Origin of the sequence: Nostoc sp. DedQUE02 (assembly GCF_034531035.1) — a bacterium.
Classification (GTDB): domain Bacteria; phylum Cyanobacteriota; class Cyanobacteriia; order Cyanobacteriales; family Nostocaceae; genus Nostoc.
In genome coordinates this window covers 50,346-75,883 of record NZ_JAVRBY020000010.1, presented here as the reverse complement: position 1 = coordinate 75,883, position 25,538 = coordinate 50,346, and the positions used below count along the sequence as shown (strand labels likewise).

General features: G+C 41.3%; 26 protein-coding genes and 1 pseudogene. 9 read left to right on the top strand and 18 right to left on the bottom strand.

Features of this window, described 5'->3' with window-relative positions:
• Positions 1-162: 162 nt before the first annotated feature.
• Entirely contained in the window at positions 163-960 is a 798-nt protein-coding gene (locus tag RMX98_RS11575) for a peptidylprolyl isomerase (RefSeq protein ID WP_322679030.1), read from the top strand.
• Between the two features lie 161 nt (positions 961-1,121).
• Here the strand turns inward: RMX98_RS11575 and RMX98_RS11570 are convergent, their stop codons facing one another.
• Complete coding sequence (locus RMX98_RS11570; protein WP_322679029.1) at positions 1,122-1,775, bottom strand: MotA/TolQ/ExbB proton channel family protein; 654 nt, start codon at positions 1,773-1,775, stop codon at positions 1,122-1,124.
• Between the two features lie 242 nt (positions 1,776-2,017).
• Here RMX98_RS11570 and RMX98_RS11565 point away from each other — a divergent pair, with 242 nt between their 5' ends.
• Positions 2,018-2,242 (top strand): DUF6887 family protein, encoded by a 225-nt coding sequence (locus tag RMX98_RS11565; protein ID WP_322679028.1) that lies wholly within the window; start codon positions 2,018-2,020, stop codon positions 2,240-2,242.
• A 13-nt stretch (positions 2,243-2,255) separates the two neighbouring features.
• Here the strand turns inward: RMX98_RS11565 and rsmH are convergent, their stop codons facing one another.
• Entirely contained in the window at positions 2,256-3,152 is an 897-nt protein-coding gene (rsmH, locus tag RMX98_RS11560) for a 16S rRNA (cytosine(1402)-N(4))-methyltransferase RsmH (protein WP_322679027.1), read from the bottom strand.
• Between the two features lie 449 nt (positions 3,153-3,601).
• Here rsmH and RMX98_RS11555 point away from each other — a divergent pair, with 449 nt between their 5' ends.
• Together RMX98_RS11555 and RMX98_RS11550 are read left to right on the top strand one after the other, a co-directional pair.
• The gene (locus tag RMX98_RS11555; RefSeq protein WP_322679026.1) at positions 3,602-4,786 is read left to right on the top strand and encodes an NAD(P)H-quinone oxidoreductase subunit H; all 1,185 of its coding nucleotides are present in this window, start codon (positions 3,602-3,604) and stop codon (positions 4,784-4,786) included.
• Between the two features lie 228 nt (positions 4,787-5,014).
• Complete coding sequence (locus RMX98_RS11550; RefSeq protein ID WP_322679025.1) at positions 5,015-5,164, top strand: hypothetical protein; 150 nt, start codon at positions 5,015-5,017, stop codon at positions 5,162-5,164.
• 218 nt (positions 5,165-5,382) lie between these two features.
• Here RMX98_RS11550 and RMX98_RS11545 read toward each other — a convergent pair whose 3' ends face one another.
• The 9 genes from RMX98_RS11545 to RMX98_RS11505 form a co-directional block, all read right to left on the bottom strand.
• Complete coding sequence (locus RMX98_RS11545) at positions 5,383-5,787, bottom strand: VOC family protein (RefSeq protein ID WP_322679024.1); 405 nt, start codon at positions 5,785-5,787, stop codon at positions 5,383-5,385.
• 18 nt (positions 5,788-5,805) lie between these two features.
• Positions 5,806-6,402 (bottom strand): tRNA-(ms[2]io[6]A)-hydroxylase, encoded by a 597-nt coding sequence (locus RMX98_RS11540; protein ID WP_322679097.1) that lies wholly within the window; start codon positions 6,400-6,402, stop codon positions 5,806-5,808.
• Positions 6,403-6,666: 264 nt separating this feature from the next.
• Positions 6,667-8,562, bottom strand: a complete 1,896-nt coding sequence (locus RMX98_RS11535) for a CheR family methyltransferase (RefSeq protein WP_322679023.1) — start codon at positions 8,560-8,562, stop codon at positions 6,667-6,669.
• A gap of 493 nt (positions 8,563-9,055) precedes the next feature.
• Complete coding sequence (locus tag RMX98_RS11530) at positions 9,056-9,682, bottom strand: chemotaxis protein CheB (protein ID WP_322679096.1); 627 nt, start codon at positions 9,680-9,682, stop codon at positions 9,056-9,058.
• A 156-nt stretch (positions 9,683-9,838) separates the two neighbouring features.
• Entirely contained in the window at positions 9,839-10,708 is an 870-nt protein-coding gene (locus tag RMX98_RS11525) for a polyphosphate kinase 2 family protein (protein WP_322679022.1), read from the bottom strand.
• A 267-nt stretch (positions 10,709-10,975) separates the two neighbouring features.
• Positions 10,976-11,452 carry a hypothetical protein gene (locus RMX98_RS11520; RefSeq protein ID WP_322679021.1) on the bottom strand — a complete coding sequence of 159 codons (477 nt, stop codon included), beginning with the start codon at positions 11,450-11,452 and terminating at the stop codon, positions 10,976-10,978.
• A gap of 148 nt (positions 11,453-11,600) precedes the next feature.
• Positions 11,601-12,899: a proton extrusion protein PcxA gene (locus tag RMX98_RS11515; protein ID WP_322679020.1), complete on the bottom strand. Its 1,299-nt coding sequence runs from the start codon at positions 12,897-12,899 to the stop codon at positions 11,601-11,603.
• 136 nt (positions 12,900-13,035) lie between these two features.
• Positions 13,036-13,152, bottom strand: coding sequence for a protein rep (locus RMX98_RS11510; RefSeq protein WP_322679095.1), 117 nt, complete (start codon positions 13,150-13,152; stop codon positions 13,036-13,038).
• A 291-nt stretch (positions 13,153-13,443) separates the two neighbouring features.
• Positions 13,444-14,163: a response regulator transcription factor gene (locus RMX98_RS11505; RefSeq protein WP_322679019.1), complete on the bottom strand. Its 720-nt coding sequence runs from the start codon at positions 14,161-14,163 to the stop codon at positions 13,444-13,446.
• Positions 14,164-14,825: 662 nt separating this feature from the next.
• Here RMX98_RS11505 and RMX98_RS11500 point away from each other — a divergent pair.
• From RMX98_RS11500 to RMX98_RS11490, 3 genes and pseudogenes are all read left to right on the top strand, one after another.
• Positions 14,826-14,903: an NACHT C-terminal helical domain 2-containing protein gene (locus tag RMX98_RS11500; RefSeq protein WP_409880734.1), complete on the top strand. Its 78-nt coding sequence runs from the start codon at positions 14,826-14,828 to the stop codon at positions 14,901-14,903.
• Positions 14,904-14,916: 13 nt separating this feature from the next.
• Entirely contained in the window at positions 14,917-15,039 is a 123-nt protein-coding gene (locus RMX98_RS11495; RefSeq protein ID WP_409880733.1) for a hypothetical protein, read from the top strand.
• A gap of 271 nt (positions 15,040-15,310) precedes the next feature.
• Positions 15,311-15,757 (top strand): annotated as a pseudogene (locus RMX98_RS11490) (rhodanese-like domain-containing protein); the annotation flags it as partial.
• 521 nt (positions 15,758-16,278) lie between these two features.
• Here the strand turns inward: RMX98_RS11490 and RMX98_RS11485 are convergent.
• From RMX98_RS11485 to trpB, 6 genes are all read right to left on the bottom strand, one after another.
• A complete protein-coding gene (locus RMX98_RS11485; protein ID WP_322679094.1) occupies positions 16,279-16,908 on the bottom strand; it encodes a ribonuclease H-like domain-containing protein in 630 nt (209 codons plus the stop codon).
• An 89-nt stretch (positions 16,909-16,997) separates the two neighbouring features.
• Positions 16,998-17,546 carry a CAP domain-containing protein gene (locus RMX98_RS11480; RefSeq protein WP_322679017.1) on the bottom strand — a complete coding sequence of 183 codons (549 nt, stop codon included), beginning with the start codon at positions 17,544-17,546 and terminating at the stop codon, positions 16,998-17,000.
• A gap of 336 nt (positions 17,547-17,882) precedes the next feature.
• Complete coding sequence (locus RMX98_RS11475; protein ID WP_322679016.1) at positions 17,883-18,281, bottom strand: CAP domain-containing protein; 399 nt, start codon at positions 18,279-18,281, stop codon at positions 17,883-17,885.
• A 110-nt stretch (positions 18,282-18,391) separates the two neighbouring features.
• Positions 18,392-18,679: a hypothetical protein gene (locus tag RMX98_RS11470; RefSeq protein ID WP_322679015.1), complete on the bottom strand. Its 288-nt coding sequence runs from the start codon at positions 18,677-18,679 to the stop codon at positions 18,392-18,394.
• A 122-nt stretch (positions 18,680-18,801) separates the two neighbouring features.
• Positions 18,802-19,959, bottom strand: a complete 1,158-nt coding sequence (locus RMX98_RS11465; RefSeq protein WP_322679014.1) for a class I SAM-dependent methyltransferase — start codon at positions 19,957-19,959, stop codon at positions 18,802-18,804.
• A gap of 31 nt (positions 19,960-19,990) precedes the next feature.
• Positions 19,991-21,226 carry a tryptophan synthase subunit beta gene (gene trpB / locus RMX98_RS11460; protein WP_322679013.1) on the bottom strand — a complete coding sequence of 412 codons (1,236 nt, stop codon included), beginning with the start codon at positions 21,224-21,226 and terminating at the stop codon, positions 19,991-19,993.
• A gap of 139 nt (positions 21,227-21,365) precedes the next feature.
• Here trpB and RMX98_RS11455 point away from each other — a divergent pair, with 139 nt between their 5' ends.
• Complete coding sequence (locus tag RMX98_RS11455) at positions 21,366-21,755, top strand: hypothetical protein (protein WP_409880722.1); 390 nt, start codon at positions 21,366-21,368, stop codon at positions 21,753-21,755.
• Between the two features lie 46 nt (positions 21,756-21,801).
• Here the strand turns inward: RMX98_RS11455 and alaS are convergent, their stop codons facing one another.
• Positions 21,802-24,444: an alanine--tRNA ligase gene (alaS, locus tag RMX98_RS11450; RefSeq protein WP_322679011.1), complete on the bottom strand. Its 2,643-nt coding sequence runs from the start codon at positions 24,442-24,444 to the stop codon at positions 21,802-21,804.
• A 258-nt stretch (positions 24,445-24,702) separates the two neighbouring features.
• Between alaS and RMX98_RS11445 the strand changes: the two genes are divergently transcribed.
• Positions 24,703-24,903: a heavy-metal-associated domain-containing protein gene (locus tag RMX98_RS11445; RefSeq protein WP_322679010.1), complete on the top strand. Its 201-nt coding sequence runs from the start codon at positions 24,703-24,705 to the stop codon at positions 24,901-24,903.
• Positions 24,904-25,538 lie beyond the last annotated feature (635 nt).

Genomic DNA, 25,538 nt, shown 5'->3' with positions numbered 1-25,538 from the left:
ACTGTATATTTTTAAGTATGTTACCAAGTAGCTATTTAATTATTTATTGCGAAAGTGAGGTTAGTATACCTAACTCGGTAAGATTAAGGCAAAGCTCCTAGTAAATGGGCTACGGTATAGCTTCTTTAACAGATTAGATATTCTTGAGATGCCCGAAAGCTAATGACTGAAGCCATCCAAATCGGTAATCGTACAATCACAGCTAGTGAACTGATTTCCTTACTGGCTAGTTACCAAATGCTGCCACAGTTGCGGCGGGAATTAATTATTGATGAGGCGATCGAGCAAAACTCACGCTCTGCCAAGATAGCAATAGAGTGTACACCAGAGGAAGTTGCCCAAGCTAAACAGCAGTTTTACGCTGAAAAACAGTTCAAAAATGAAGAAGACATCCAGGCTTGGATGGCACATCAAGGGGTGACTCGCGAACAATTAGAAGTTATTACCACTCGGAAGCTGAAAATTGAAAAATTCAAGCAAGCCACTTGGGGTAATAAACTAGAATCTTACTTTTTTCAGTCCAAGGCAAAACTGGACAAAGTAATTTATTCTCTACTGCGAACCCAGGATGTAGGAATTGCCCAAGAACTCTACTTTCGGATTCAAGCAAAAGAAAACTCTTTTGCTGACTTGGCGCGGGAATATTCACTTGGGCCAGAAGCCCAAACTGGCGGTTTAGTCGGCCCAATTGAACTGAATGCACTACATCCTGTAATGGTGCAAATGCTCTCTAGCAGTCAACCAGGTCAGATATTGCCCCCTACCCGCATCGCTGAATGGTTCGTGATTTTGCGGCTGGAAAAATTTATCCCAGCACAACTGGATGAATTTATGAAAGTGCGCCTGCTGAATGAACTCTTTGAAAGCTGGCTACAAGAACAGCAAAAGCAAATCATGTCTGCACCACAAAAGGAAGGAGGCATAGGAGGACAGGGAGAGGGCGATAAACCTTTAACCTAAGTATGGAAGGTGACTCCCATGCTTGACTTTAAAATTGAACAGGGGCTTAAGGGCGATGGTGTTTGATGGAGTGAGGTAATGCTCGAAGTTATATTCCAATAGACTCTTTTGCCTCTGTGTGTTCTCTGTCTGAGAAAATTTTTCGCTCAAGAATTTCTGCTTCATTTAGTAGGTACATAAGATTTATTTCCTCTTTCGTAGCGACGACGGTAGAGTAATTCTAACTGTCCTCCATATTCCTGAATCCAGGCAATCTGGCGCTGGTAGAGTCCTCGGAAGGTATTGGCAAATAAAAGCGTAAAGATTGCCACTACTAACCCTGATGCTGTGGATACTAAAGCTTCACTAATTCCAGATGTTACACCTGTTGTTTTAGTACCTCCCACATCTCCGATATTTAGAGAGGCAAAGGAGTTAATTAATCCTAAAACAGTGCCGAGAAGTCCCAACAGGGGCGCAAGACCAATAATTGTCTCAAAAATATTTTGCGATCGCTTCAGCAAGGGTATTTCGGCTTGGGCTTCACTTTCTAATGCCAAACGAAATTCCTCTGGTGTCGCCTCCTCCAATTCTAAAGCTGCTAGAAAAATTCGAGCCAGGGGTAAATCAGTATTTTTATGCAATTTATCTAAAGCACCAACTACATTATCAAGACGATAAAGCTGTAGCACCTCTCGCACCACCTTGTTTTGCCGATTATTTATCTTTACCCAAAAGATGATGCGTTCGATAATCAGCGCCACCCCTAACAAAGAGAATGCCAGCAGAGGCCACATTACGATGCCACCTGCTGTAAACAGATTACTAATTTCCATTTATTTTTTAACTCTTCAACAACGCTAGATTAGCAGATCGTTGTTTTGGCAAAGTTGATATCATTTCGCGAAAGAAATTACTCTGCAAGTTTTAAAGAAAGGACTTGTCGAATCCCGTTGGGGAGATGAAGGGCGAGAGCGAGTAGAGGAAAATGCATTATCAAGAATGGCGTAGAGTAATGTACCACAACGCCATTTCCCTTTTATGAGATATACTCTAACGGCAAATGGAGATACATAGGATGAGCAAGCCTAATTTTTATACAATGAGTCAGAAAGAGTTACATGATTACGTTCTTGCTCATCGGGAAGATCAAGAAGCCTTCTACGCTTATGTGGATAAGCTGCATCTCGAAGGTAATTGGATTGAAATGCCACCGTTACAGTCAGAACAAGATTTAGAAAATTATCCTAAGTTCATTGAGCATATTCGCAGCAGTTCTGAGCCACAAGATGGAGCAGTTTAATGCTGCATTGTAGTTACAGCAACTTTTCTGCTATCCTCAGTTTTGCCGATCGCGATCGCGGATTTTTCTCGATTTCCTCTTCTTGAGCAATAATCGGCTTTTTTGTCAATACTTTTAATAAAGGTGAATTTCTTAAACCATGCTTCACTGGGCGGTCTTCCAAACTGTGGAAACTGATAATCGCAATTCTGCCGCCAGGAACAAGGGCATTTGGAGCTTTATCCAAAAAGGTTTCTAGAGATTTTAACTCATCGTTGACGACAATTCGCAGAGCTTGAAAAACACGGGTAGCCGGGTGAATTCTGCCATAACGGTATTTTGGAGGAACAGAAGAAGCGATCGCATCAGCTAATTCTGTAGTCGTGTGTAACGGTCGTCGTTCTACAATACGATGAGCAATGCGCCGTGATAATCTTTCTTCACCGTACTTAAAGAAAATATCAGCTAATTCTGCTTCATCCCAATTATTAATCACATCAGCAGCAGTTAGCGATCGCTCTCGATCCATTCGCATATCCAAATTTGCAGCTTGACGAAAGCTGAAACCTCTTTCTGCTTGGTCTAAATGGTAAGAACTTACCCCCAAATCGGCTAAAATACCATCGAAAGTATTGGGGGGAAATTCGTAGTCAGCAAAATTGCGATGAATAAATTGTATGCGATCACTATATTCAGCTAAATTCTTCTGCGCGGCGGCTAAAGCATCTTTATCTTGGTCAACTGCTGTTACCCGCACATCCGCCGCAGCTTCTAAAATCAGGCGACTGTGACCACCACCGCCTACCGTCACATCCAAATAATGCCCCCTTGGACGCACCGCCAAACCCTCAATTACCTCCCGACCCAAAACGGAAATATGGGAAAAAGCCAGTTCTTCTAAATCTAGCGGTGTTTGTGAATCTGATTTCATCTTTGATAAATAAATTGGCTCCTGTATTCTGACCCTTCTCTACGAGACGCTCCGCGAACGGCAAGCTCAGGGCATCGCTTCTGAATTCTTCTTCAAAAATCTAAATAGCTGTTGGCTGTATACGTACCATTCGCCTTAGACACGAACTTATACAAGATTGAACAGGATTTAACAGCATCAGGATTTTAAATGCAAAAAGAGATTAGATGAAAAAAAACCTGTGCCTCAATCCCTTGCATATCAAGCTTCCCTATAATAATTGAAGAGGTGCAACGAAATGAAACAATTACAACACCTTCGCTGCTATCCTCTCTCCAACATAACCCTGTAGAGTCAAATTTATATAGATTGCCCCTACAAACCTCATTTTGGCAGACTAGATAAATCGGCTGTGGTTGGCATCTAGGCGGTTCAATTCAAAATTTTCACGAACGGAGAACACGAAATCTATGACCAGACTAGAAACCCGCACTGAACCAATGGTGCTAAACATGGGGCCACACCACCCCTCAATGCACGGGGTTCTGCGGCTAATCATGACTCTGGATGGCGAGGATGTCGTTGACTGTGAACCAGTTATCGGCTACTTGCACCGGGGAATGGAAAAAATCGCCGAGAACCGCACTAATGTAATGTACGTTCCTTACGTTAGTCGCTGGGACTACGCGGCGGGAATGTTCAACGAAGCCGTCACTGTTAACGCCCCAGAAAAGCTTGCAGGTGTTGCTGTCCCCAAACGTGCTAGCTACATCCGCGTCATCATGCTGGAGTTGAACCGCATCGCTAACCACTTGCTGTGGTTTGGCCCCTTCCTCGCTGACGTAGGCGCACAAACTCCCTTTTTCTATCAGTTCCGGGAACGGGAGATGATTTATGATTTGTGGGAAGCTGCCACAGGTTATCGAATGGTGAATAACAACTACTTCCGCGTTGGTGGAGTAGCAGCCGATTTACCTTACGGTTGGGTAGATAAGTGTCTGGAATTCTGCGAATACCTATTACCCAAAATTGATGAGTACGAACGTTTAGTAACTGATAACCCCATCTTCCGGCGACGTGTTGAGGGTCTTGGTACTATCACCCGTGAAGAAGCAATTAACTGGGGACTTTCTGGCCCCATGTTACGCGCATCTGGCGTGCAATGGGATTTGCGGAAAGTTGACCATTACGAATGCTACGACGATTTCGACTGGGATGTACAGTGGGAAACAGCCGGTGATTGCTTTGCCCGTTATGTGGTGCGGATGCGGGAAATGCGCGAATCTGTGAAGATTATTCGCCAAGCAATTAAAGGACTTCCTGGTGGCCCTTACGAAAATCTGGAAGCCAAGCGTTTAGCCGCAGGTAAAAAATCTGAGTGGGACGCATTTGATTACCAATTCATCGGCAAAAAAGTTTCTCCGACTTTCAAAATGCCCAAGGGTGAAATCTACGCTCGTGTAGAAAGTGGTAAAGGTGAATTGGGAATTTATTTGGTTGGCGATGATAACGTCTTCCCTGCACGTTGGAAGATTCGCGCAGCAGATTTCAACAACCTCCAGATTGTTCCCCATTTACTGCGCGGAGTGAAGGTTGCAGATATTGTGGTCATTCTTGGTAGTGTTGACGTAATTATGGGATCTGTCGATAGGTAGAAAATATAGCGTTTCTCTACCCTTGTCAGGTACAGCAACCCCACCCCCAATACTTGTCGGTTAAGGGGAAAAGGGGAACGGGAAAAGGGAAAGAAAAAACTTTTAACCCTTCCCCTTTAACCTTTTCCCCAAACCAAATTCTGAGTTCAAAATGCAAAACCCGAGTAGTATTGACCCCACCCCCAACCCCCTCCCCGCAAGCGATGAGGGGGCTATAATTTACCTCAGATGATTAGGAAACGCGATATCTATCCAAGTAATTTTTTAGAGCAGTTGTATTTCAGTGCAACTGCTCTGTTTTTTCTGGCATTGGCAGAATCAGAAAAAGCTGCCGCAGAGTCAGAAATGCCCAAACGGTTGAGTAGCAAATTTTGTTAACGTTCCGCTTCACCCATTGCAGACAACAGTAAACCTCTTGCAAAATATATTTTTGCACTCTTGGGGAAAAGGGTGCATGTTATAGGGAAAGGATTTTGAGTTTCTTTACCCTTTTTCCCTTCACCTTTACCCTGATTGCAGGAAGTCTAATGTATTCAGGAGTGTTGAGTAACGCGATTCTGTTTCGATAAATAAATTTAATTGTTGATAACGAATTTTTAACTGACAATTCCTAAATTGTTGTAGATTTCGATGAGATTGCCATCAGGATCGCGGAAATGAGCTGTGCGGATTCCCCAGCCTGGGCGATCTTGTGGTTGAGTCACGACGATCGCATTTTGCTCTTTTACTTGTTCATAAACCTCATCTACGTTATCCACTGCGAAAATCAAGACAATTTTATCCCGATTGACAACATACGAAGGTTGTTCGATTCTGGGGACGACTTCAGCCATTAATTCTTTTTTGAACAAACCCAGCTTGACATATCCAGTATTAAACTCAGCATATCCGCTATCTTCATCGCCCCAATCGACATCAAATTTCAGCAGATCCCGGTAGAACAGAAAAGAATCTTTGTAGTTGGAGACAAGTAGTCTCAGGTGTGTTAACTGAAGCTTCATATCTGTTACCTTAGTCTACTAACTGTGAATTCTAGGTTCTGGGTGCAAAGTCGCCAGTAACTCGCTTTCGACAATTGCCAATTCATCAAGCCGTTGCATGACTATTTCTCTGTCGAAGTAAGTAGCAGCTAAAACCCAATATATACCGTAGTGTCGCGCTTCGGATGCCATTAACCCATGATAAAATTTTGCTAACTCTGGCTCTGGACAGTGAGCAGCTAATAGTCCCAGGCGTTCATGAGAGCGAGCTTCTATTAAACCAGTGACTAGTAAGGAATCCAGAAATCGCTCAGGTTCTTTAGGGCGTACTTGAGTTTTTAAACCTGCGCCGTAGGGAGGCGGGGGTAAGGGGGCTAGGGGAATATTCCGGCGTTCTAACCATTGGTTAACTAGCTCAAAGTGTTCTAGTTCTTCGCGGGCGATCGCAGTTAATTCCCGCACCATTTTAGTATTGGAAGGGTAGCGAAACATCATATTCAAGGCCACGCCTGCTGCTTTGCGTTCACAGTGAGAGTGGTCGAGTAAAATGATATCTAAATTAGCGATCGCTTGTTCAACCCAAGCAAAGCTAGTGGGTTGTTTCAGGACGTTGATAGTTGGTAACTGAGTAAGCACATCAATCAATTTTGGATTTTGGACTTCGACTTCGCTCAGTCGAGCGATTTTGGATTTTGGATTTTTCAATAGTTTAAACTAGTAGTCCACCAAAGACACTTTGCGGGATTTATCCTCAGAAAATCAAGTTCTTTTCTCCCCCTGCCTCCCCTGCCTCACTTCGACTACGCTCAGTGACCCCCTGCCCCCCCCCCTGCCCCCGGTCACTGACCGACTTGCCTTGAGCGAAGTCGAAAGGAGCCGAAGTGCTGCCCCCTGCTTTTTTCATTCCTGCTGCCGTCGTTCCTGCATTTCTTGAGTAGAAATCATACTATTGACTCTCTCTACATCTACCATTATCAAAACTGCTCCTTGTATTTCAGTGCCAAGTAGCGGGGTGATTGCCAGATAACATTTTATTTGTCTACCCCGACGATTGGTAGCATCGAGGATCATTTCTTGAAACTGCTTTTTCCCGGATAGGGATTCGCGAATGGGCGATCGCAATTGTTCGACTGGTAGTCCAATGTCTAAGCTGAAGATAGACTTTCCGACAACTTCATCAGTTCGTAAGCCCCATAAATCTTCTACCATATAATTCCAAATAGAGATATTAAAGGTAGTATCAATTACAACTATTCCCGTTTGAAGACTTTTGAGAATAGAGACAAGAAAAACATTTGTGCGATTAAGTTCTGTGGTGCGTTCGCTCAATTCGCTATTAATTGTCTGTAATTCTTCATTAGTAGATTGGAGTTCTTCATTCATTGTCTCCAATTCTTCATTTGTAGATTGTAATTCTTCGTTGGTAGTTTCTAATTCTTCGTTGGTAGATTGGAGTTCTTCGTTGGTAGTTTCTAATTCTTCATTGGTAGATTGGAGTTCTTCGTTGGTAGTTTCTAATTCCTGTTGCGACCTTTGCAAGGCATCTTGGAGTTGAATATAACGTGTGACATTATGAAAAGAGATGCTGACTCCTAAAAAACTGCTGTCTGTTTCTTGCAAAGGCGTAATTCGCACGTCTAGATATTGGATTTCTGTATTAGACAAATAACGCTCTACATTTGTCAAGTTGACAGGGCGACGTTCAGTATAAGCCCGTTCAATTAGCGATCGCAATTCAACAGGTCGATAGGAAAGTTCTAGATCCTGGAAAGGACGAGTTAAATCTTTGGGAGAAAGGGCGAACAAAGTCCGCGCCTGCTCGTTTACCATTATCAGAGTGCCATTGATATCAATGATTATTTGGGCGATTGGTGCTGTGTCAAAACCTATATCTCGCAGCCGCAAGTGTCGCGCCAAACGGCTGCTAGATTCATCATTTACTGAATTTGCCATAACTAAAAGGCGATCGCGTAGATTCACTGTCGATACCTTAGTAAATATCCGATTTTTTAAGTCAAGTGGGGTAAACAGATTAGAATGCATCAATAGCATCTCTGCTTTTCCCAAAAACAGATAACCATGATCATTTAATGCGAAATGAAACCGCGCCAGAATTCGCCCTTGAGTCTCAGAATTAAAATACATTAATGTGTTGCGGCTGACCAGTAAATCTAAGCGCGAAATGGGCGCATCTTGAAGCAGATCGTGGCGACCAAAAATCACTGAGCGGCGCAAGTCTTGGCGAAATACATATCGCTTTCCGACTATCTCAAAGTATTTTTGCCGCAGTTGCTCTGAGACTGCTTGGACATCTTTGGCAGAATACACAGCGAGACGTGCATGGTTGAGAGCCTCTTCATCTACATCTGTGGCGTAAATTTTCACTCGTTGGCGAAATTCGTCTGCTCCCAATATTTCAGCTAGCAAAATTGCCAGAGTATAAGCTTCTTCCCCAGAAGCACAGCCAGCACTCCAGATGCGGATTTGGTCAGAAGCTTTTTTGTTTTTAATCAGATTAGGAAGTATTTGCTCTGCGATATATTCCCAACCTGATGAATCTCGAAAAAAAGCAGTGACGTTAATTAGAATAGTGTTAAAAAGATAATTGAATTCTTCGGGATAAACTTCTAGGTAGTCTTGATACTCTTCAAAACTTTCTATACTTAATGATTGCATCCGCTTGCATACCCGACGTATCAAGGTTGAGCGCTTATAGCCTGTAAAATCAAATCCCCGGCTTTGTCTGAGATAAATCAGGAGATTTTCAAATTTGGGATCTCTTTGTGCGGAAGTCATAGGGTAGAGGGAGGGGGCAGGGGAGGCAGGAAGCAGAGTTCCGAGCTACGTCCGTAAGTATTAAACTGACTTTTCACGGGATATGGAAAACCCCTCTCCCAACCTCTCCCCTAAAAGGAGAGAGGCTTTGATTTCTCCCCCTTCCCTTGTAGGGAAGGGCTGGGGGGTTAGGTTTTCCGTTGGCTTTTCCACATGACGTGAAAACTCAGAAGTATTAAAGACTTGTTGACGAGTCTTATAAGATTGATTAAAGAAGTTCTGAACCTCATTAATGAGTATCAAAGACTGATTAAAGAAGTTCTAAGCCTCATTAATGAGTATCAAAGACTGATTAAAGAAGTTCTGAACCTGATTAATGAGTATCAAAGACTGATTAAAGGAGTTCTGAACCTGATTAATGAGTATCAAAGACTCATTAAACTATGGTGACACTAAGTTGCATTCTAAAACATATCTCTCCTGCTCCCTGCCTCCTACCTTCTGCCTCCCCTACTTACTTAGATTCTCCTTTGACCAAAGCCAACAAGGTAACGGAGATTTCATCGAGGGGGAGAATAAAATCTATATTGCCAGTTTGAATTGCAGCCGAGGGCATCCCGGAAAATTCGGCGGTTTTTGCGTCTTGGACAATAGTAGTACCGCCCATTTTCTTAATCGCTTCTACTCCTATTGTGCCGTCGCTACCTGTTCCAGTTAGCACAACAGCGATCGCTCTCTCTTTATAAATGGCTGCAACCGATTCAAATAATAAATCAGCCGAAGGACGTAAAAAATGTACTAATTCCGACTGTGATAAGGAAAGAGTGCCGTCACCGTTAACCAACAGGTGACGATTAGGGGGGGCAACGTAAGCTGTTCCTGGGGTAAGACAATCTCCTTCTTGCGCCTGTTTGACGGTCATATCTGTGTGCCGACTGAGAATTTCTGCCATGAACGAGCGGTGTTGAGGGCCAAGGTGTTGCACAATGGCGATCGCGGCTGGAAATTCTGCGGGTAGAGTCGATAGCACTTTAACTAGAGCAGTTAGACCGCCTGCTGAGGCTGCGATCGCGACTATATCAAAGGCAGCATTAGTAAAGTGAGGTGGATGATTTTTGGCATTTTCTGCCATCTGAATTATGATTTTCTGTCTATAATTATCTGCGTAACTTCTTTAATTACAAGTTAGGATTAATAAAGTTAATTAAACTACAATTTTTTGTCCTTGCTAAAGTAAATTATACAGGATATCTAAACTTCTTAAGCGTTTTTTGCCTTTACCTATCACATTTATAAGTTAATCTTCCTGCTCTAGAATACGTTTCGCTGCCAAAAGTTGCTGCTTATGTTCCTCACTTACTGTTGGATATTGCAGATTTAATTCTTCTAATTTTGTGCAGATGATATTAGCAACAGTCAAGCGTGTAAACCATTTGCGATCGGCAGGAATAATATACCACGGTGCCCATTTAGTACTAGTGTTGTTAAAAACGTCTTCATAGGCATTCATATAATCATCCCAAAAAGCTCGTTCTCGGACATCATTATCAGAAAACTTCCAATTTTTCTCAGGAAGTTCAATCCGTTCTAGAAAGCGTTTCTTCTGTTCTGATTTCGAGACATTTAGAAAAAACTTCAGGATGATTACACCATTATTTACCAAATATTTTTCAAAATTATTAATTTCTTCAAAACGCTGTTTCCATATCTTTTTTCCATCAGGAAAGTAAGGAAGTTGTTGTTTTTTCAGCATTTCAGGATGCACACGAACCACTAGCACTTCTTCATAATACGAACGGTTGAATATCCCAATTCGTCCTCTTTCTGGCAAAGCTTTCATCGAGCGCCACAGATAGTCATGGTCTAATTCTTCCGCACTGGGGCCCTTAAAACTAAACACTTGAAATCCTTGTGGATTCACACCAGAGGTCACGTGTTTAATAGTGCTATCTTTACCAGCAGCATCCATTGCTTGAAAAATAATTAATAAAGCATAAGTATTTTGAGCGTAGAGAATATTTTGGTAATTAGCTAGTCGTTCAACATCTGTCTGTAATTTGATTGCAGCATCAGCTTTTTGATGAAAATCACTCTTATAAGCTGGGTCATAGTTTTTTTTCAAAGAAATCTTTGAACCTGGCGAAACAATGAAAGCATCATGATTCATGTATAAAATTTCCTTACGTCTAATTAATATACAAGCCTATTTTGAAGTATTAATTTTTGAAACTTAAAAAATTCAGTAAAACTCAAAAAAGCTTCTTGACTATTCCCTATTCCCTATTCCCTATTCCCTATTCCCTATCCCCTATCCCCTATTCCCTATTCCCTATTCCCTATTCCCTCCTACGCAAATAAGTATAGCTACGCTCCCGTGAGGGATACAGAAATCAAATCCGATTGCTATATCTCTATGACCAAACTTGATTAAAAATTACTTCCGTCGCTTTGGCATAGGACGCATTGCTTCACGACCCAAGAGAAACATTCCCGTGATGCCTAAACTGACAAACCAAACATATTGATACCAGTATTGCCGAATCTGCTCACCTGTAGTGATTTTTGGATGCAATGTGTTTAAGTATAGCAGCAGCACCAATATCATGAGCGCCCCAAAACCAACAAAGCTTAAGCCAACAAAAATTCGTGCAGAACGCAGTTCAAAATCACTAATAGTGTCTAGGTCAATTTTTGCCAGTTCCTTAAAGGAGTCATCTGCTAAAGATGAGGTTGCTTGGAATCTATCGCTCAGTTTTGGTGGCAAAATTGGTGACAGTGTTGCTACAGTTGGACGACGTAGCAAAGCTTCAGCATCTCGCAGCAATTCTAGTGGTTTACGCCTAATAGTTGATTGAGCAAACTCTATGTTATCTGTAGGAGTTGGGGCATTGGCTTGGCTTTCAAAATCCATAGCACGCTTTAGAATAACCAGGATATATTATATAGCCTAGCGAATCAAGAGACAAATACGCCAAAATAATTCGTAATTTGTAATTAATTGATTTATGGTAAACAACACATTTTTTAGCCAAAGAATGTGTTTTTATGGAAATTACAAATTACTCGTCCATCTCTTTTAATGTAGCTAAGGCTGATGGAGATAAACGACTCAGATAGCGGAATATCCAATATTTAAAAATAGTGTTTAAAATCACAGGAAATGTAGCAATAAAGAAAAAGATGACATTTCTACTGGCTGGCAGACCTAAATGTTCTGCCAATGATGCAAGAAGGACTTCCCAGCCATCTGGAGAGTGAAATCCTACAAATATATCTGTAAAGAGAATAATCAAAAAAGCCTTGGCGCTATCGCTAAGACCATAGACAATGGTATCCATAAAAGACTTGAGAATCAAAATTTCTCTTTTGCTTAGAGCGATAACTATACCAAAAGAAAATAGTGATATTAAATCAGCAAAAACATTACTAATATTACTATTACTTTTCCGACGAAATTCCTCAGAAATTTCAATTGCTTTACTTTTTATTTTTTCTTGTATTGGCTCTGAAGAAAGCTGTGGTGCTTGATTAAGCAAATATTCAAATCTCAGTTCTTCTTGATAATTATGTAATTCATGGAGAGCTTCTTTTTCCATGTCAGAATTGATAAAAATTTGAGTTGTGTTATCTCCTCTTATCCTTTCTAATATTGGAGTTACTAAAAATTGTTTAGATAAATATTGACTTAATAGCGGGACAATAATTAGAATTATCAGAAATCTCAAGGCAATTGTTGTTTTACCTTTAGAAATTCGATAATTTCTGACAAATTCTTCTTCTGTCTGCGGTAAAAGACCTAATTGAATTTTATTAATTCCCCTGCCAACAGAACTCGGAACAACTCTAGATGTTTTATTTGGAGGCTTAGATTTAATCTCATTGATATTAGATGAATTGATATTAGATAAATTTGGCTGTTTTTTTACTTCGCTCTGGTTAATTTTGAGGGGTTGATAAGTTGGCACTAATGGGCTATTGCTAATTAGTTCATCTTTGATAGCGTACTTTTCTAAAACTTCGTCAATAAACTTTAATTTTTCTAACAAAACAGAATTAGAGATATCGACAATTCCGCGACTAAGTTGAAATTCTGCAAGCCTGATTTTAATAATAGTTAAGTTCTTATTAAGATATACTTGCCAATAAGACATTACGTTTTCAGTATACTTTACTGATTGTAAAGATATTTTTTTGCCATCAAAATGTTCGTTTTCAATGTTTTGAATTCTTTGAGCTGCTTGGTAAGCTTCTAAGAGCGCCCTTTCTGGTGTATCTAACAACCAACGGTTAAGCGATCGCAAATATTTTTTCAGCTTGTGTTGCAGTGATTCTGCTTTTCTGCTAAATGAATCTTTCATTACATATATGAGTAATTATATAATGTGTATTATAGTTATATCAGCAAGAAAAATGGGTAACAAATAGTTGAAAAGTTTATTAGTTGTTTACTTTCATTAATGAGGTATGGTTTTTATCCTCTAATTCGTGCATATATTACCTGAGTATACCCCCAACTGCGATCGCTCTACTTTTATGCAGTTGACGGGTTAACTCTAGAAACCATTCTTTATCACCCATTAAATCTGACTCTTTCACCTGAGACTTGAGAATTTCTGGAATAAATAGTGACAGGTTATAGCACTCATGAACCTATTCCGCTATTTTAAAAATTCCTAGTTATCTTCGCAAAATATGCTTGAAAATCTTGATTTTTCGTTTTCATTTTTTAACAAACTTAAGTTTTGTAGCACAAAAATGATTAGTGGGATAGGTTCATATTTGATTTTTGAAAAAAATTCGTATACCTTAATCTTCTGAAATCTTCTTGCCTATTCCCTATTGCCTATTCCCTCTTGCCTATTCCCTATTCCCTATTCCCTATTCCCTATAAGTACTCATTAATTACGAATTAGTAATCTCATCGGGCACTTCAAACTTGTAACCATAGCCTCGCACAGTTTTAATAAACTCCGGCACGCTGGTATCGATTTCCATCTTCTTACGCAACTGACCAATATGCACATCAACCACCCGTCCATCTCCTATATAGTCGCAACCCCAGATTTTTTGGATTAGTTGTGGACGACTCCACGCCTGATTAGGATGACTTGCTAAAAAATGTAAGATATTAAATTCCAGCGCTGTTAAGGCAAGAGGTTTATCGTTAAGTGTTACTTCCCGACTCTCTGGATTAATTGCTAACTGCTTGAAAATGATCCGTTGTGTTGGGGAAGGGTTGATATAACGTATCCGCCTCAAAAGAGCTTCTACTCTAACTTCGACTTCTGCAAGACTAAATGGTTTAGTCATGAAGTCATCAGCACCTGCGCTTAAAATTTTAATTTTATCAGCCTCGTCAGTCCTACTAGTCAGTATCAGTACTAAAACATTAGTACGACTCTGCATTTCTTGGCAGAGGCTATAACCAGAAACATCCGGCAAATTCCAATCCAAAATTACTAAAGCTGGGTTAAATTGCTCAAATAAGGATAAGGCAGTCTTACCATCTGCTGCGGATTCTATTTGATATTTCCGACTTAAAAAACGATAGACGAGATTTCGCACCCCGAAGTCGTCATCGACAATCAGAATTTTGGGAGTAGTAGCGGGAACCATAACCATAAATGCTGCCTATTGTGGATTCTGCGATTCGCTGTTGCGTCAGTTTTGCTTTACGTGTTTCTGTTGGGGGGTATATTCACGCGCGTCTCTGCTGAGTACGATCGCTACTGTAGTACTTGTTTACAATTAATTTTCCATGAAGTTTATGAAAACTTCAGCCACTGTAATGTTGATAAAATGTATAGGTATTGTAGGATTTTCGTATAATTTTAAATTTCTATTGTATAATTTTAATTTTTCACACTTAGGGTAAGTGTAATTATAAGCCATCTCCATAACTGCAAATAGTCCAAATACACATCTAGAAGCGACTCTAATTGCTACAACTTTAAAAAAGTAATGCACTCCCTGATTCATTAGGTCTCTACAAAGGCTTACAAATTAACTTATGAGCCAATTTAGATTCTCAACTCTTACCTACTGGACTGTACTCTAGTCAATAGGTATGCTCTTCTGAAGAAGGTCTACGAAAATCTACTCTGGCGCATTGACATGTAGCTACCCTTTTAAGCATATACTATACTACAAGTTTCAGTCTGAGACTATGACAAGCCAAGGACTCAGAGCATCGCGAGGAGGAATAAGGAGCTTATAAGTAAAAAAATATACTATTTATATATTTGTACTGAGTTTTTTCAGAAATCAAATATGAGTCTTATATCGTGATTAAGTATCACAATATTGGTTACACTTGGCAGTTTAACGAACAGCAAAAAGAATTGCTTCAGCAATATATATAACGATGTCAATAAATTGTTGGTAAATCGCCTCAATAATGCTGCTTATGTAACTCCAAGAGTACGACAAGAAATTGAACAGACATTATTAGCGATCGCTGATATTAAAAAGGTACGCAATTCCTACATTAATAGCTGAATGTTTTTCATTTTAAACTAATATTTTTTAAAAAATTATAAATTTAGTAAATAAAAAAACATAAATTTAAATATTTGTAATTGTATTAGTAACAAATATCGTCTCGATATAGTCTCGATTGGCGTTATTTGCAATTGATTAATTGGTAGAGATTATTCAAATTGCTTACTCTATCTGAGGACAGATTTTGAAAATATTCATCCCAGCGAAAGAGCAATTAAATATGTTGAGTTCGCTAACTTACTATTAATATCTTCACCAAGGAGCAGTTATGACTAATAATATAGCAGGCGGCATCATTCCCCCACAGCCACCAATACAAGCACAATCTGATGCTCACAGTCTAAAGACTCGTCTAGAATGGGGCGAGCCAGCTTTTACAATATTGGATGTGCGCGATCGCTCGATCTTCAACGAAGGTCACATTATGGGAGCAATGCCAATGCCAGCAGATCAATTGGTAGAGCGCGCAGTACCTTCTTTGGATAAGAGCCGCGATATTTACGTTTACGGTGCTAACGATCAAGAAACTGCCCAAGCCGCACAACAACTACGTTCTAATGGATTTGTGCATGTCTCCGAACTCAAAGGTGGTCTTGCCGCATGGAAGGCGATCGGTGGCCCAACAGAAGGCATTGTTGAATCAAAAACTCCCCCAGGTGCAGATGAGTACAATGTTGTAGATCGGCTAAAAAGCCACCAAGAAAATCTGGAAAAGGGAGGTACTAGCCCGACAGAAGCGATTAAGCAGGGAGTCAGTAACCTCAAAGAAGGCATTCAAGAAGGAGCCAGCAACCTCAAGGAAGGTGTTCAAGAGGGAGCCAGCAACCTCAAGGAAGGTGTTAATCAATCTAAAAATCCTGGAAACACCGATGATTCCAATGTTGGATCTTAGGGAAAGAGGAAATTAGCATCAGGGTTTGTAGTAAGCACTAAAGTGCTGGGAAATAACGACTTTAGTCCTTACTACGAACTTGCTTACCTGTCAATTTAAATGAATCGATGAGCAATAAGAATTTCTTGCGCTTACTGCTTTTTAAGTAGAAGGACTAAATTAAACCTAACTCGATCTCGCCGGGTTTCGACTGCGCGGAAGTTGAATCTCGACTTCGCTCGATTACCGCCAAGCGATGCACTGAGCGTAGTCGAAGGGTCGAAACTCAACCCTCAACGAATAAGCTTACCGAGCATTGAGCGAAGTCGAAATGCGTCTTTTAAATAATTGTGTCCACCTACTTATCAATGTTCAAACAAATCTTTAAATTGCAACAAATCTAAGGAAACTATCGTTGGTAGAAACTCAAAACATTCTTGAGCAATTTGCCAACGTTCTTCTCGTTTGAGCATTTCTATTAACTTATGTTGCACATTAAGTAAGTAGCGCACGTCGTTAGCAGCATAACTTAGTTGAGCTTCAGTTAAGCTAGTAGCGTTACCCCAATCAGAACTTTGAGAACTTTTATCTAGTTCCACTTGCTCTAACTCTTGCACCACATCTTTGAGTCCGTGGCGATTTGTGTAAGTACGAGCTAATTTACTAGCAATTTTGGTGCAAAAAACAGGTTTAACCTGAATCCCCAGATTGGCTCGTAAAGTGGCCAAGTCAAATCGAGCAAAGTGAAACACTTTTACGACATTGGCTGCTTCTAAGAGTTTTTTTAAATTGGGTGCGTCAGTTTGTCCTTTGGCTATGCGGATTGCAGTCACTTTCCCTTCTGGATTGCACAGCTGGACAAGACACAAGCGATCGCGCAGGGGCAATAATCCCATCGTTTCTGTATCAACTGCGATCGCTGTCGATTCTAAATACTGGCTAAGGGCTGCGTCACTGAGATCGCGATCGCTCACCTGAAAATCTTGTAATATCATCAATCTTTCAAAAATAATAGCAGTGTCCATCGGACAAAAGTCTTGTCAGACACTACATTATTATTGTGCAAAAAAATCAGCAATTAAATCTACCTAGTACGAAAAAACATTTGTGTTAGGTAGACTTCGCCTTGTTTATTAGTAGCAACGCCAACTCCAGTCAGGTTGTAATTTCCTTTGAGATTCTTTAGATGTCCAGGACTGTTGATCCAGCCAGTAACAGCTTCCTCTACGGGGTTGCTATATCCCCGATTGAAAGCAACATTTTCCGCCGCACTGTTGTAGCGAATAGGGATAGCTTTGACTCGTCCTTCAAATCCTTGATGGCTAAATGGGGTTTTACCTTTAGCCATATTTTGACTATGAATTCTTGCCTGTCGAGTTAAATTTGCATTTAAAATCAACTTTGGTAGCCCTTTAGAAGCCCGATATCGATTAATTTGGTCAAATACTGATTTTTCTAGCTCAGTAGTTTTAAAAGTTGGAGTCGATATTGCAACCTGACTAGAAAAAAGCGACAACAGCTTATTACGGGTGGATGTATTCGTAGAGGAGTGATTTGGTATCTGAACAGTCGTTAATCCACTAGCAAGGACAAGCGCACTTAAAGCGATGCCAAAAGCAGTTTGTCGGAACATGGAGAGTTGCGTAATGTGTAGATATATAAGACTTCTACTTTACCCTATTGTTCCGAGGATATGTACCACGATACTATTAAGGATTGATGAATTTTGGCAATTTGCCTACATGTTTTACAAGGAACACAAACAATCATTTCCCATTGTCAATACTTTAATCGGTCAGCTTCATCAAAATCACGGTTAATTTGGCTGATAATTTCAGATTTTCATGAATTACTAAAAAAATAATCTAGTATTCAATAGACAAATGTCTTTGAAACTACATGAAGAGATATCTCGCAAAAGCTTTGCTAACAAAGAATTTGAGAAAAAACCTCAGTTTTGCCAAACCGATCAGCGAAGAAAAATTTGTGTAAAGTAGATTTCGCCTTTACTGTTGCTACTGACACCAATTCCTGTCTGATCGTAATTACCTTTAATATTGGCAAGATGCCCTGGACTATTAAGCCATCCTTGAACCGCTATTTTGGCAGGATCGTTATGTCCCTGGTTAAAAGCGACATTTTCACCAGCGCCTGTGTAAGAAATACCGATTGCTTTAATCCGCTCTGAAAATCCTGTGTGTCCCAAGGAAACTGTACCGTTAGCCATGTTCTGACTGTGAATTATGGCTTGATTATCGATCGCAGGATTACGAGTCAGCGCCAGTAGCCCTTGAGAAACTCTGTAGTTATTAATTTGGTTGAAAATTGATTGTTCTAGAGCAGCAGTGTTGATGCTAAATGCTACCATCTGAAGAGCATTATTTGATACTTGTGAAGATATTGACGTAAAAGTTGAATTAGTTACAGGAGTAGCGATCGCTCCGCTACTTAGAACAATCCACTAAAACCTCTGGATGACTAGCTTTGGTTAAGGGTTTCCAATTCTTCCTGTACCACGCGCAATACCCGTGCAATATATTCTGCACGCCACTGTTCCCGCTCCTTAGTTACTTTGGCATCCGGCTCGTAAGCTTCAATTTCAGTAGTCGACAAAATCCCTTTAACCTCTAGCAACCTTTCAATGGTGTCCAGCCGCTCGTGCAGCACGGACACCTCGCCAGTTAAAGCCATGACGATCGCTAACAATTTATCAGTTTGCGAATTTTCCAAGTAAACAGGTCGTCTACCCTTGGCTATTTTTGTCATTTTAATACCAATTCTCCAAAAATCAGACCACACATACAAAATAAGGAAACCCAGAGAATATCTGACTTCCTCAATTACGAATTACGAACTTGTACTGAGCGTAGCCGAAGTATTACGAATTCTTACTTAGTTGCAGTAACTACAAACCAATTGCCTTGGATACCTGAATTACCTTTTTGAGTTGAACCATTAGTTACTTTTGCTTTCCATGCCCCATTTGGGACAAATTTCTCAAATACCTTATCTGCTGCAAAACCAGCTTCAGTAACTAGTGATATTAGATCCAAATCGCGTACAGCACTCCAGAATGGTTCGTTGTTGTTAGCGGTTTCCCAATCATAAATAAACTGTGTATAAACATCCATGTGGCGATAAAGAGGTGCTTCTACATGGATCATCATGCCACCAGGAGCCAGTAGACGATAAGACTCTTGCATAACTTTACGCACAGATGGCGGGGGAATTTCATGCAGCAAAATATGAGAAACCACTAAATCAAATGATTCATCGGGGAAGTTAGTGTGTTCGGCATTTTGCTGAGAAAAGTGTACCCGTTTGCCCAAGTCTTCTGCTCTTGCATGAGCGTAACGCAGCATAGATGCACCCACATCTATGGCATGGACTTCTGCATCTGGGAAAGCATCTACATAAGGTAATGTACTATTGCCGACAGAGCATCCCATATCGAGGATTTTTCTGGGTCGAAAGTCGGGATACTCTGGCAGGAGATAGTTTTGGACTATAGATAGTCCCATATCATCGTTGAGTGGCCCCAACCAACCTAGTCCATAAACGTAAGCGCCGCGATCGTAGGTTGCACCAGCAGCGACATCATCAGCAGTGAATTCACTATGATATCCTCCGGGCATACAATGAATGTCTACAGCCTTTTGATGAATCGGGATTTGAAAATTTGGGTCGAGGGTTAAAGTACCCAGTTCACCGCCTTTATCCTTAGCACGCTCAATCAATTCTGGTAGTTGTCTGTCAACGTTGGCATTTACAGCATCCCATAACATTTCTTGGTTGATGCGCTTGAGGGCACTAGTCCAGCGATAATAGGGTTCGTGCTGCATTACTTCCCGAATTTCATAACGATTTTGGGGAGGACGCTGATGTTCTTGTTCAAACTTCGGCTTGCCTAGTTTTTCATAAACTACTTTATTACCAGGAGACATATTTCTGAAAATGTGCGTTTTCAGACTTTGCACAAAGTTTTGACGTGCCAACTCGTCGTGAGTGGGTCGCGGTAACATCGAGTGTTGGAATTGTTGAACCATTATTGCTTTTTTCCCAAACTTTTACGTAGATTTAAGCTGGATATAATAATTTGGCTACCGTTTGTACATCCTTGTCACCGCGTCCAGAGCAGTTAATTACAATCCGAGGACTGCCGGTTAGTTGGGGACAGAGGGTTTCGAGGTAGGCGATCGCATGGGCTGTTTCTAATGCTGGGATAATCCCTTCCAATTTCGATAATCGCTGGAATGCCGCCAAAGCTTCGGCATCCGTCACGCTATAGTATTCAGCGCGACCAATATCTTTCATATAACTATGTTCTGGGCCAACACCGGGATAATCTAACCCCGCACTAATTGAGTGTGCCTCAATGATTTGCCCATCTTCATCTTGCAGCAGGTAGCTCATTGCTCCGTGCAATACACCAACTCGTCCTTTTGTCAATGTTGCGGCGTGTTTTTCGGTATTGACACCTTCACCGGCTGCCTCAATCCCAATGAAGCGTACAGAAGATTCATTAATAAACTCATAAAATAGTCCCATCGCATTGGAACCACCACCCACACAAGCCAAGAGAATATCAGGCAATCCACCCCACTTTTGGATTGCTTGGGCGCGAGTTTCTTCGCCGATGATTGCATGGAAATCACGTACCATCATCGGGTAAGGATGAGGCCCTGCTACCGAACCCAGAATGTAGTGAGTTGTTTCTACATTTGTCACCCAATCGCGGATTGCTTCAGAAGTAGCATCCTTCAAAGTTCCGGTTCCCGCCTCCACCGGACGCACTTCTGCCCCCATCAGCCGCATTCTAAACACATTTAAAGCTTGGCGTTCCATGTCCTGAACGCCCATGTAAATTATGCATTCCAGCCCAAAACGAGCGCAAACTGTAGCTGTAGCGACTCCATGTTGTCCAGCACCAGTTTCGGCAATAATCCGTTGCTTACCCATGCGTTTCGCCAACAATACTTGACCAACAGCATTATTGATTTTGTGAGCGCCAGTGTGATTTAAATCTTCACGTTTCAAGTAAATTTGTGGCCCAGTGCGATCGGGTCTAGCATAATGAGCAGTCAGGCGTTCAGCAAAATACAATGGTGTCGCACGTCCTACATAATCTTGTAACAACTGCTGTAGTTCTGCTTGAAAACCAGGGTCATTACGGTATTGCTGGTAAGCTGTTTCTAGTTCAGCAAGCGCAGGCATGAGGGTTTCAGGTACATACTTACCGCCAAAGCGTCCGAAGCGGCCTAACGTATCTGGAACCTGAGCAGTTGAACTTGGAGATAGGGGGGTGGTAGTCACAGGCTGTTTTTAATGACGGGAATGACTTAATTATTATAGAAAAGTCTGAAGCATATCTGGGGAATGGGGAATTGGGAATGGGAGAATAATAGTCCTAAAGACTTAGCTTGGTGAAGCTTTTCTTATTCTCATGCAGAAGATGAGAACGAGAGTAATGGCATTGTCAGTCAAAACAATGGCATTGTCAGCCGAAACAATGGCATTGTCAGCCGAAACAATCGCATTGTCAGTCGAAACAATGGCATTGTCAGTCGAAACAATGGCATTGTCAGTCGAAACAATCGCATTGTCAGTCGAAACAATCGCATTGTCATATCATGTTCGCCAAATTATCCATAATAAAAGAACCCCACCCTGCCAAAGCTGTGCTTTGTCTCCCCTCCCGAAGAGCGGGGAGGGGTTGGGGGTGGGGTTCTTCGGGTTTAATAAGCAATCAGACGGACATGATATCAGTCAAAACAATGGCATTGCAGGTCAAGAAACTTGTGAATACACTGTAGTTTTCTTTCCGCGTCGGGAATGGAATTAGGTTTCGCCCTCTTCTTTTCCAGATGACGCGAAAAGTCAGGAAGAGATTAACCCAAAGCGGACTTTAATTCACTTTCCGCTTGTGCCAATGCATCTGGTAATTTACTTGCATCGCGTCCGCCGGCTTGGGCTAAGTTCGGTCTTCCACCGCCACCCCCGCCGCAAATTTTAGCGATCGCACCCACAAATTTACCAGCTTGCAAACCTTTTTTGTTCACTTCTGGACTAAAAGCTGCAACTATACTCACTTTTCCTTCTTCTGGAACAGAACCGAGTACCACTGCACCGTTACCGATTTTTTGCAACAAGCGTTCGGCTGCGGTTTTCAATGATTCTGGATCGACATCTTCTAATTGGGCGACAATAATTTTAGAATCGCCTACAGTTTGGGCTGTTTGTAGCAAACTGTCAGATTTTGCGATCGCTAGCTGTACCTTTAAGGTTTCTAATTCCTTCTGGCTATTTCTCAGTTCGCTTTGCAGACTTGTGATTCTGTCTGGTAATTCTTCGGGTTTAACTTTAAAGCGATCGCTCAAATCTTTAACTACTTTATCTCGCAGGTTGAGATAATCTAGGATTGCTGGCCCCGAAACAGCTTCAATCCGCCGCACCCCAGAAGCCACGCCAGCTTCCGAGATAATCTTGAAGACACCAATTTCAGCAGTATTACTTACGTGAGTTCCACCGCATAGTTCCATTGATACGCTAGGGAAGTCAATCACGCGCACTTCCTCACCGTATTTTTCGCCGAACATGGCAACAGCACCCCTAGCTTTCGCCTCGGCTATTGGTAATACTTCCACTTTCGCAGCATGAGCCTCAGCAATCCAAGTGTTCACCTGTTCCTCAACTTGTTGGACTTCCTCTGCTGTCAACGCGCGGGGACAGTTGAAGTCGAAGCGCAACCTATCAAAGGAAACCAGGGAACCTGCTTGAGATATGCCATCATCAACAATTTTTTTCAATGCCGCTTGCAATAGGTGCGTTGCGGTATGGTTAGCTTGGGCACGACGGCGACAAGCCGGATCGATTTGAGCGGTGACGCGATCGCCTACGCGCAGTGTACCGCGTTCGATGCGTCCGAAGTGAACAAAGAAATCAGATTCTTTCTTCACGTCTTCTACGCGAACTACGATACCATCACCGGAGATATAACCGCGATCGCCGATTTGTCCCCCAGATTCAGCATAAAATGGCGTTTTGTCAAGGACAATTTGTACTTGTGTCCCTGCTTCTGCTTCTTCTTGAGAAACACCTTCTACCAAAATTGCTTCGACTTTCGCCGTCGCCGTCGGTTGAGTGTAGCCTAAGAATTCGGTGACTTGGATGTGTTCTGCTAGTTTGTCGAGGGAACCTTGTACAGTTAAATCGATGGTTTCATGTGCTGCTTTGGCACGTTCCACCTGCTTTTGCATTTCGGCATCAAATCCCGCGTCATCGACTGTCAGATTATTTTCCTCAGCAACTTCTTGAGTCAGTTCGAGGGGAAATCCGTAGGTATCGTAAAGAGTAAAAGCACTTTCACCGCTAATTTGAGTTTCCCCTTGCTGTTGTACCTCTTGGATGATTTCTTCTAGCAGTTTTTCGCCTCTATCCAAAGTTCTGAGGAAATTAGACTCTTCCCTTTGCAACTCAGCTTTAATTGCTTCTTCCCGTTGGCGCACATTGGGGTAAGCTGATTCGGAAAGAGCGATCGCAGTTTCAGCAACTTGGGTAGTAAATTCGCCAGAAATCCCAATTAATCGCCCATGACGCACCACTCGCCGAATTAACCGCCGCAGCACATAACCGCGTCCGACATTGGAAGCGCGAATTTCATCAGCAATCATGTGGATGACAGCGCGAATATGATCGCCAATTACTTTTAGGGAAGTTTTGGTTTTTTCATCACTGCTGTGATAATCAATGCCAGCAATTTTCCCTGCTGTTTGGATAATTGGGAAAATCAGGTCAGTTTCGTAGTTATTGGGCACTTTTTGGAGAATTTGCGCCATTCTATCCAAACCCATACCAGTGTCGATGTTTTTGTTTTGTAGCGGCGTTAAATTCCCAGAAGCATCCCGGTTATATTGCATAAACACGAGGTTGTAAAACTCGATGAACCGGGAATCGTCTTCTAAATCTATATTTTCGTCACCCCGTTCTGGGTGAAAGTCATAATAAATTTCGGAACAAGGGCCACAAGGGCCAGTCGGGCCGGACACCCAAAAGTTATCGTCTTCGCCCAAACGTTTAATTCTCGCTATCGGCACACCGATTTGATCGCGCCAAATTCCAAAAGCTTCATCATCATCTTTAAAAACGCTGACGACAAGATTTTCAGGGGAGAAGCCAAAGACTTGTGTGGAGATTTCCCAACCCCAAGCGATCGCTTGTTCTTTAAAATAATCACCAAAGCTGAAATTACCCAGCATCTCAAAAAAGGTGTGATGCCGTTTGGTGCGTCCAACATTCTCAATATCGTTGGTGCGGATACACTTTTGCGAAGTCGTAGCCCGTTTAAATTCTGGTGTGCGCTGCCCCAAGAATATTGGCTTAAATGGTAGCATCCCCGCGATCGTCAGCAGCACGGTTGGGTCTTCTGGCACGAGGGAGGCACTTGGGAGAATTTGGTGTTCCCGTTGGGCAAAGAAGTCGAGAAATATGTTGCGAATTTCGTTACCGCTTAGGTACTGGGGATTTGAAGACATAGGTGTTTTTAACTTTAGACTTTAGACTTTCGACTTAGGGGTAGCGGCACTAGGTAAGTGTATTTTCATAAATAGCTTTATATATTCTTGCATTTTGTTTCATATTACTGCCAGCGACTTATGCCACCTGGTGAGCAAAATGCAGTGATTAGGAAGCTTTTACACCATAACCTGACTGTGGCAGGATGCGCGTAGGCGTTTTGATTGTTTAGATTAATCCTTAAGAAATACTTTAAAATTCCCATACAGAGGTAACAAATGGCACTACAACTGAAAGTATCAAATATTGCTTGTGAGGGATGTGCAGAAATAATTACTGAATCTATCCACGTTATGGAACCTGATGCCAAGGTGGATGTCGATGTTAACGCGAAAACTGTCACGGTGGAATCAGCAGCTTCTGAAGAGTCAATCAAACAGGTTATTGTTGCTGCTGGTTATACTGTTGAAGGTTATTAATCGGGTTCTAGCTCTTCACAGAAGTTGAAACTATATCTCAGGGAATGCTGAGAAACAAAGTTTTTTATATTTATTCCGCCTTTTATACGGGCGGAATCGAACTAAATTACCCACATTAGGGGCAGGTTTTAACATCAAGTTTTTTATTTAGCTTTGTTTTCGAGATTTATGATGTTACAGCAAATAAAAAAAGATGTGAATTAAGTAAATAAACAAACACAGATAAAGCGTAGGCAGAGATATTTTCTTTACCCTGCTAACGCTTACTGAAACTTGGGTTAATACTTCACTTAAATTGTGGATTTTTACCCAAAAAATTCTGCATGTATTTGTAGGCGATGTTAGTCCCAAAAAGCTACTGTCCATAGCAGGAAGTAGTTTTACTGTCTATTGTTTTGTATTTTTTTGGCAATTCAACTTCTTATATTGATACTTGAGAAAAGCCTAATTCCTAAAGAAAAAGGCTGAACTAGTTTATGGGAAATTACATTTTTAATTCAAGGATAAAATTATGGATTTTGTAATTCAATGAAAAAAATTTATATTTTCTTTGTTTTTCTACTTAAGAATAAATTTGATGTCCAATGTTAAAGTTATTAGAAACTATTGATTTGGGTAATTTCATCATGGAAATA

Bases quoted from the DNA above. Each gene is read 5' to 3' on its own strand.
- RMX98_RS11575 (WP_322679030.1), top strand. From the start codon at position 163: ATGACTGAAGCCATCCAAATCGGTAATCGTACAATCACAGCTAGTGAA.
- RMX98_RS11570 (WP_322679029.1), bottom strand. From the start codon at position 1,775: ATGGAAATTAGTAATCTGTTTACAGCAGGTGGCATCGTAATGTGGCCT.
- RMX98_RS11565 (WP_322679028.1), top strand. From the start codon at position 2,018: ATGAGCAAGCCTAATTTTTATACAATGAGTCAGAAAGAGTTACATGAT.
- rsmH (WP_322679027.1), bottom strand. From the start codon at position 3,152: ATGAAATCAGATTCACAAACACCGCTAGATTTAGAAGAACTGGCTTTT.
- RMX98_RS11555 (WP_322679026.1), top strand. From the start codon at position 3,602: ATGACCAGACTAGAAACCCGCACTGAACCAATGGTGCTAAACATGGGG.
- RMX98_RS11550 (WP_322679025.1), top strand. From the start codon at position 5,015: ATGATTAGGAAACGCGATATCTATCCAAGTAATTTTTTAGAGCAGTTG.
- RMX98_RS11545 (WP_322679024.1), bottom strand. From the start codon at position 5,787: ATGAAGCTTCAGTTAACACACCTGAGACTACTTGTCTCCAACTACAAA.
- RMX98_RS11535 (WP_322679023.1), bottom strand. From the start codon at position 8,562: ATGACTTCCGCACAAAGAGATCCCAAATTTGAAAATCTCCTGATTTAT.
- RMX98_RS11525 (WP_322679022.1), bottom strand. From the start codon at position 10,708: ATGAATCATGATGCTTTCATTGTTTCGCCAGGTTCAAAGATTTCTTTG.
- RMX98_RS11520 (WP_322679021.1), bottom strand. From the start codon at position 11,452: ATGGATTTTGAAAGCCAAGCCAATGCCCCAACTCCTACAGATAACATA.
- RMX98_RS11515 (WP_322679020.1), bottom strand. From the start codon at position 12,899: ATGAAAGATTCATTTAGCAGAAAAGCAGAATCACTGCAACACAAGCTG.
- RMX98_RS11505 (WP_322679019.1), bottom strand. From the start codon at position 14,163: ATGGTTATGGTTCCCGCTACTACTCCCAAAATTCTGATTGTCGATGAC.
- RMX98_RS11485 (WP_322679094.1), bottom strand. From the start codon at position 16,908: ATGATATTACAAGATTTTCAGGTGAGCGATCGCGATCTCAGTGACGCA.
- RMX98_RS11480 (WP_322679017.1), bottom strand. From the start codon at position 17,546: ATGTTCCGACAAACTGCTTTTGGCATCGCTTTAAGTGCGCTTGTCCTT.
- RMX98_RS11475 (WP_322679016.1), bottom strand. From the start codon at position 18,281: ATGGTAGCATTTAGCATCAACACTGCTGCTCTAGAACAATCAATTTTC.
- RMX98_RS11470 (WP_322679015.1), bottom strand. From the start codon at position 18,679: ATGACAAAAATAGCCAAGGGTAGACGACCTGTTTACTTGGAAAATTCG.
- RMX98_RS11465 (WP_322679014.1), bottom strand. From the start codon at position 19,959: ATGGTTCAACAATTCCAACACTCGATGTTACCGCGACCCACTCACGAC.
- RMX98_RS11455 (WP_409880722.1), top strand. From the start codon at position 21,366: ATGAGAACGAGAGTAATGGCATTGTCAGTCAAAACAATGGCATTGTCA.
- alaS (WP_322679011.1), bottom strand. From the start codon at position 24,444: ATGTCTTCAAATCCCCAGTACCTAAGCGGTAACGAAATTCGCAACATA.
- RMX98_RS11445 (WP_322679010.1), top strand. From the start codon at position 24,703: ATGGCACTACAACTGAAAGTATCAAATATTGCTTGTGAGGGATGTGCA.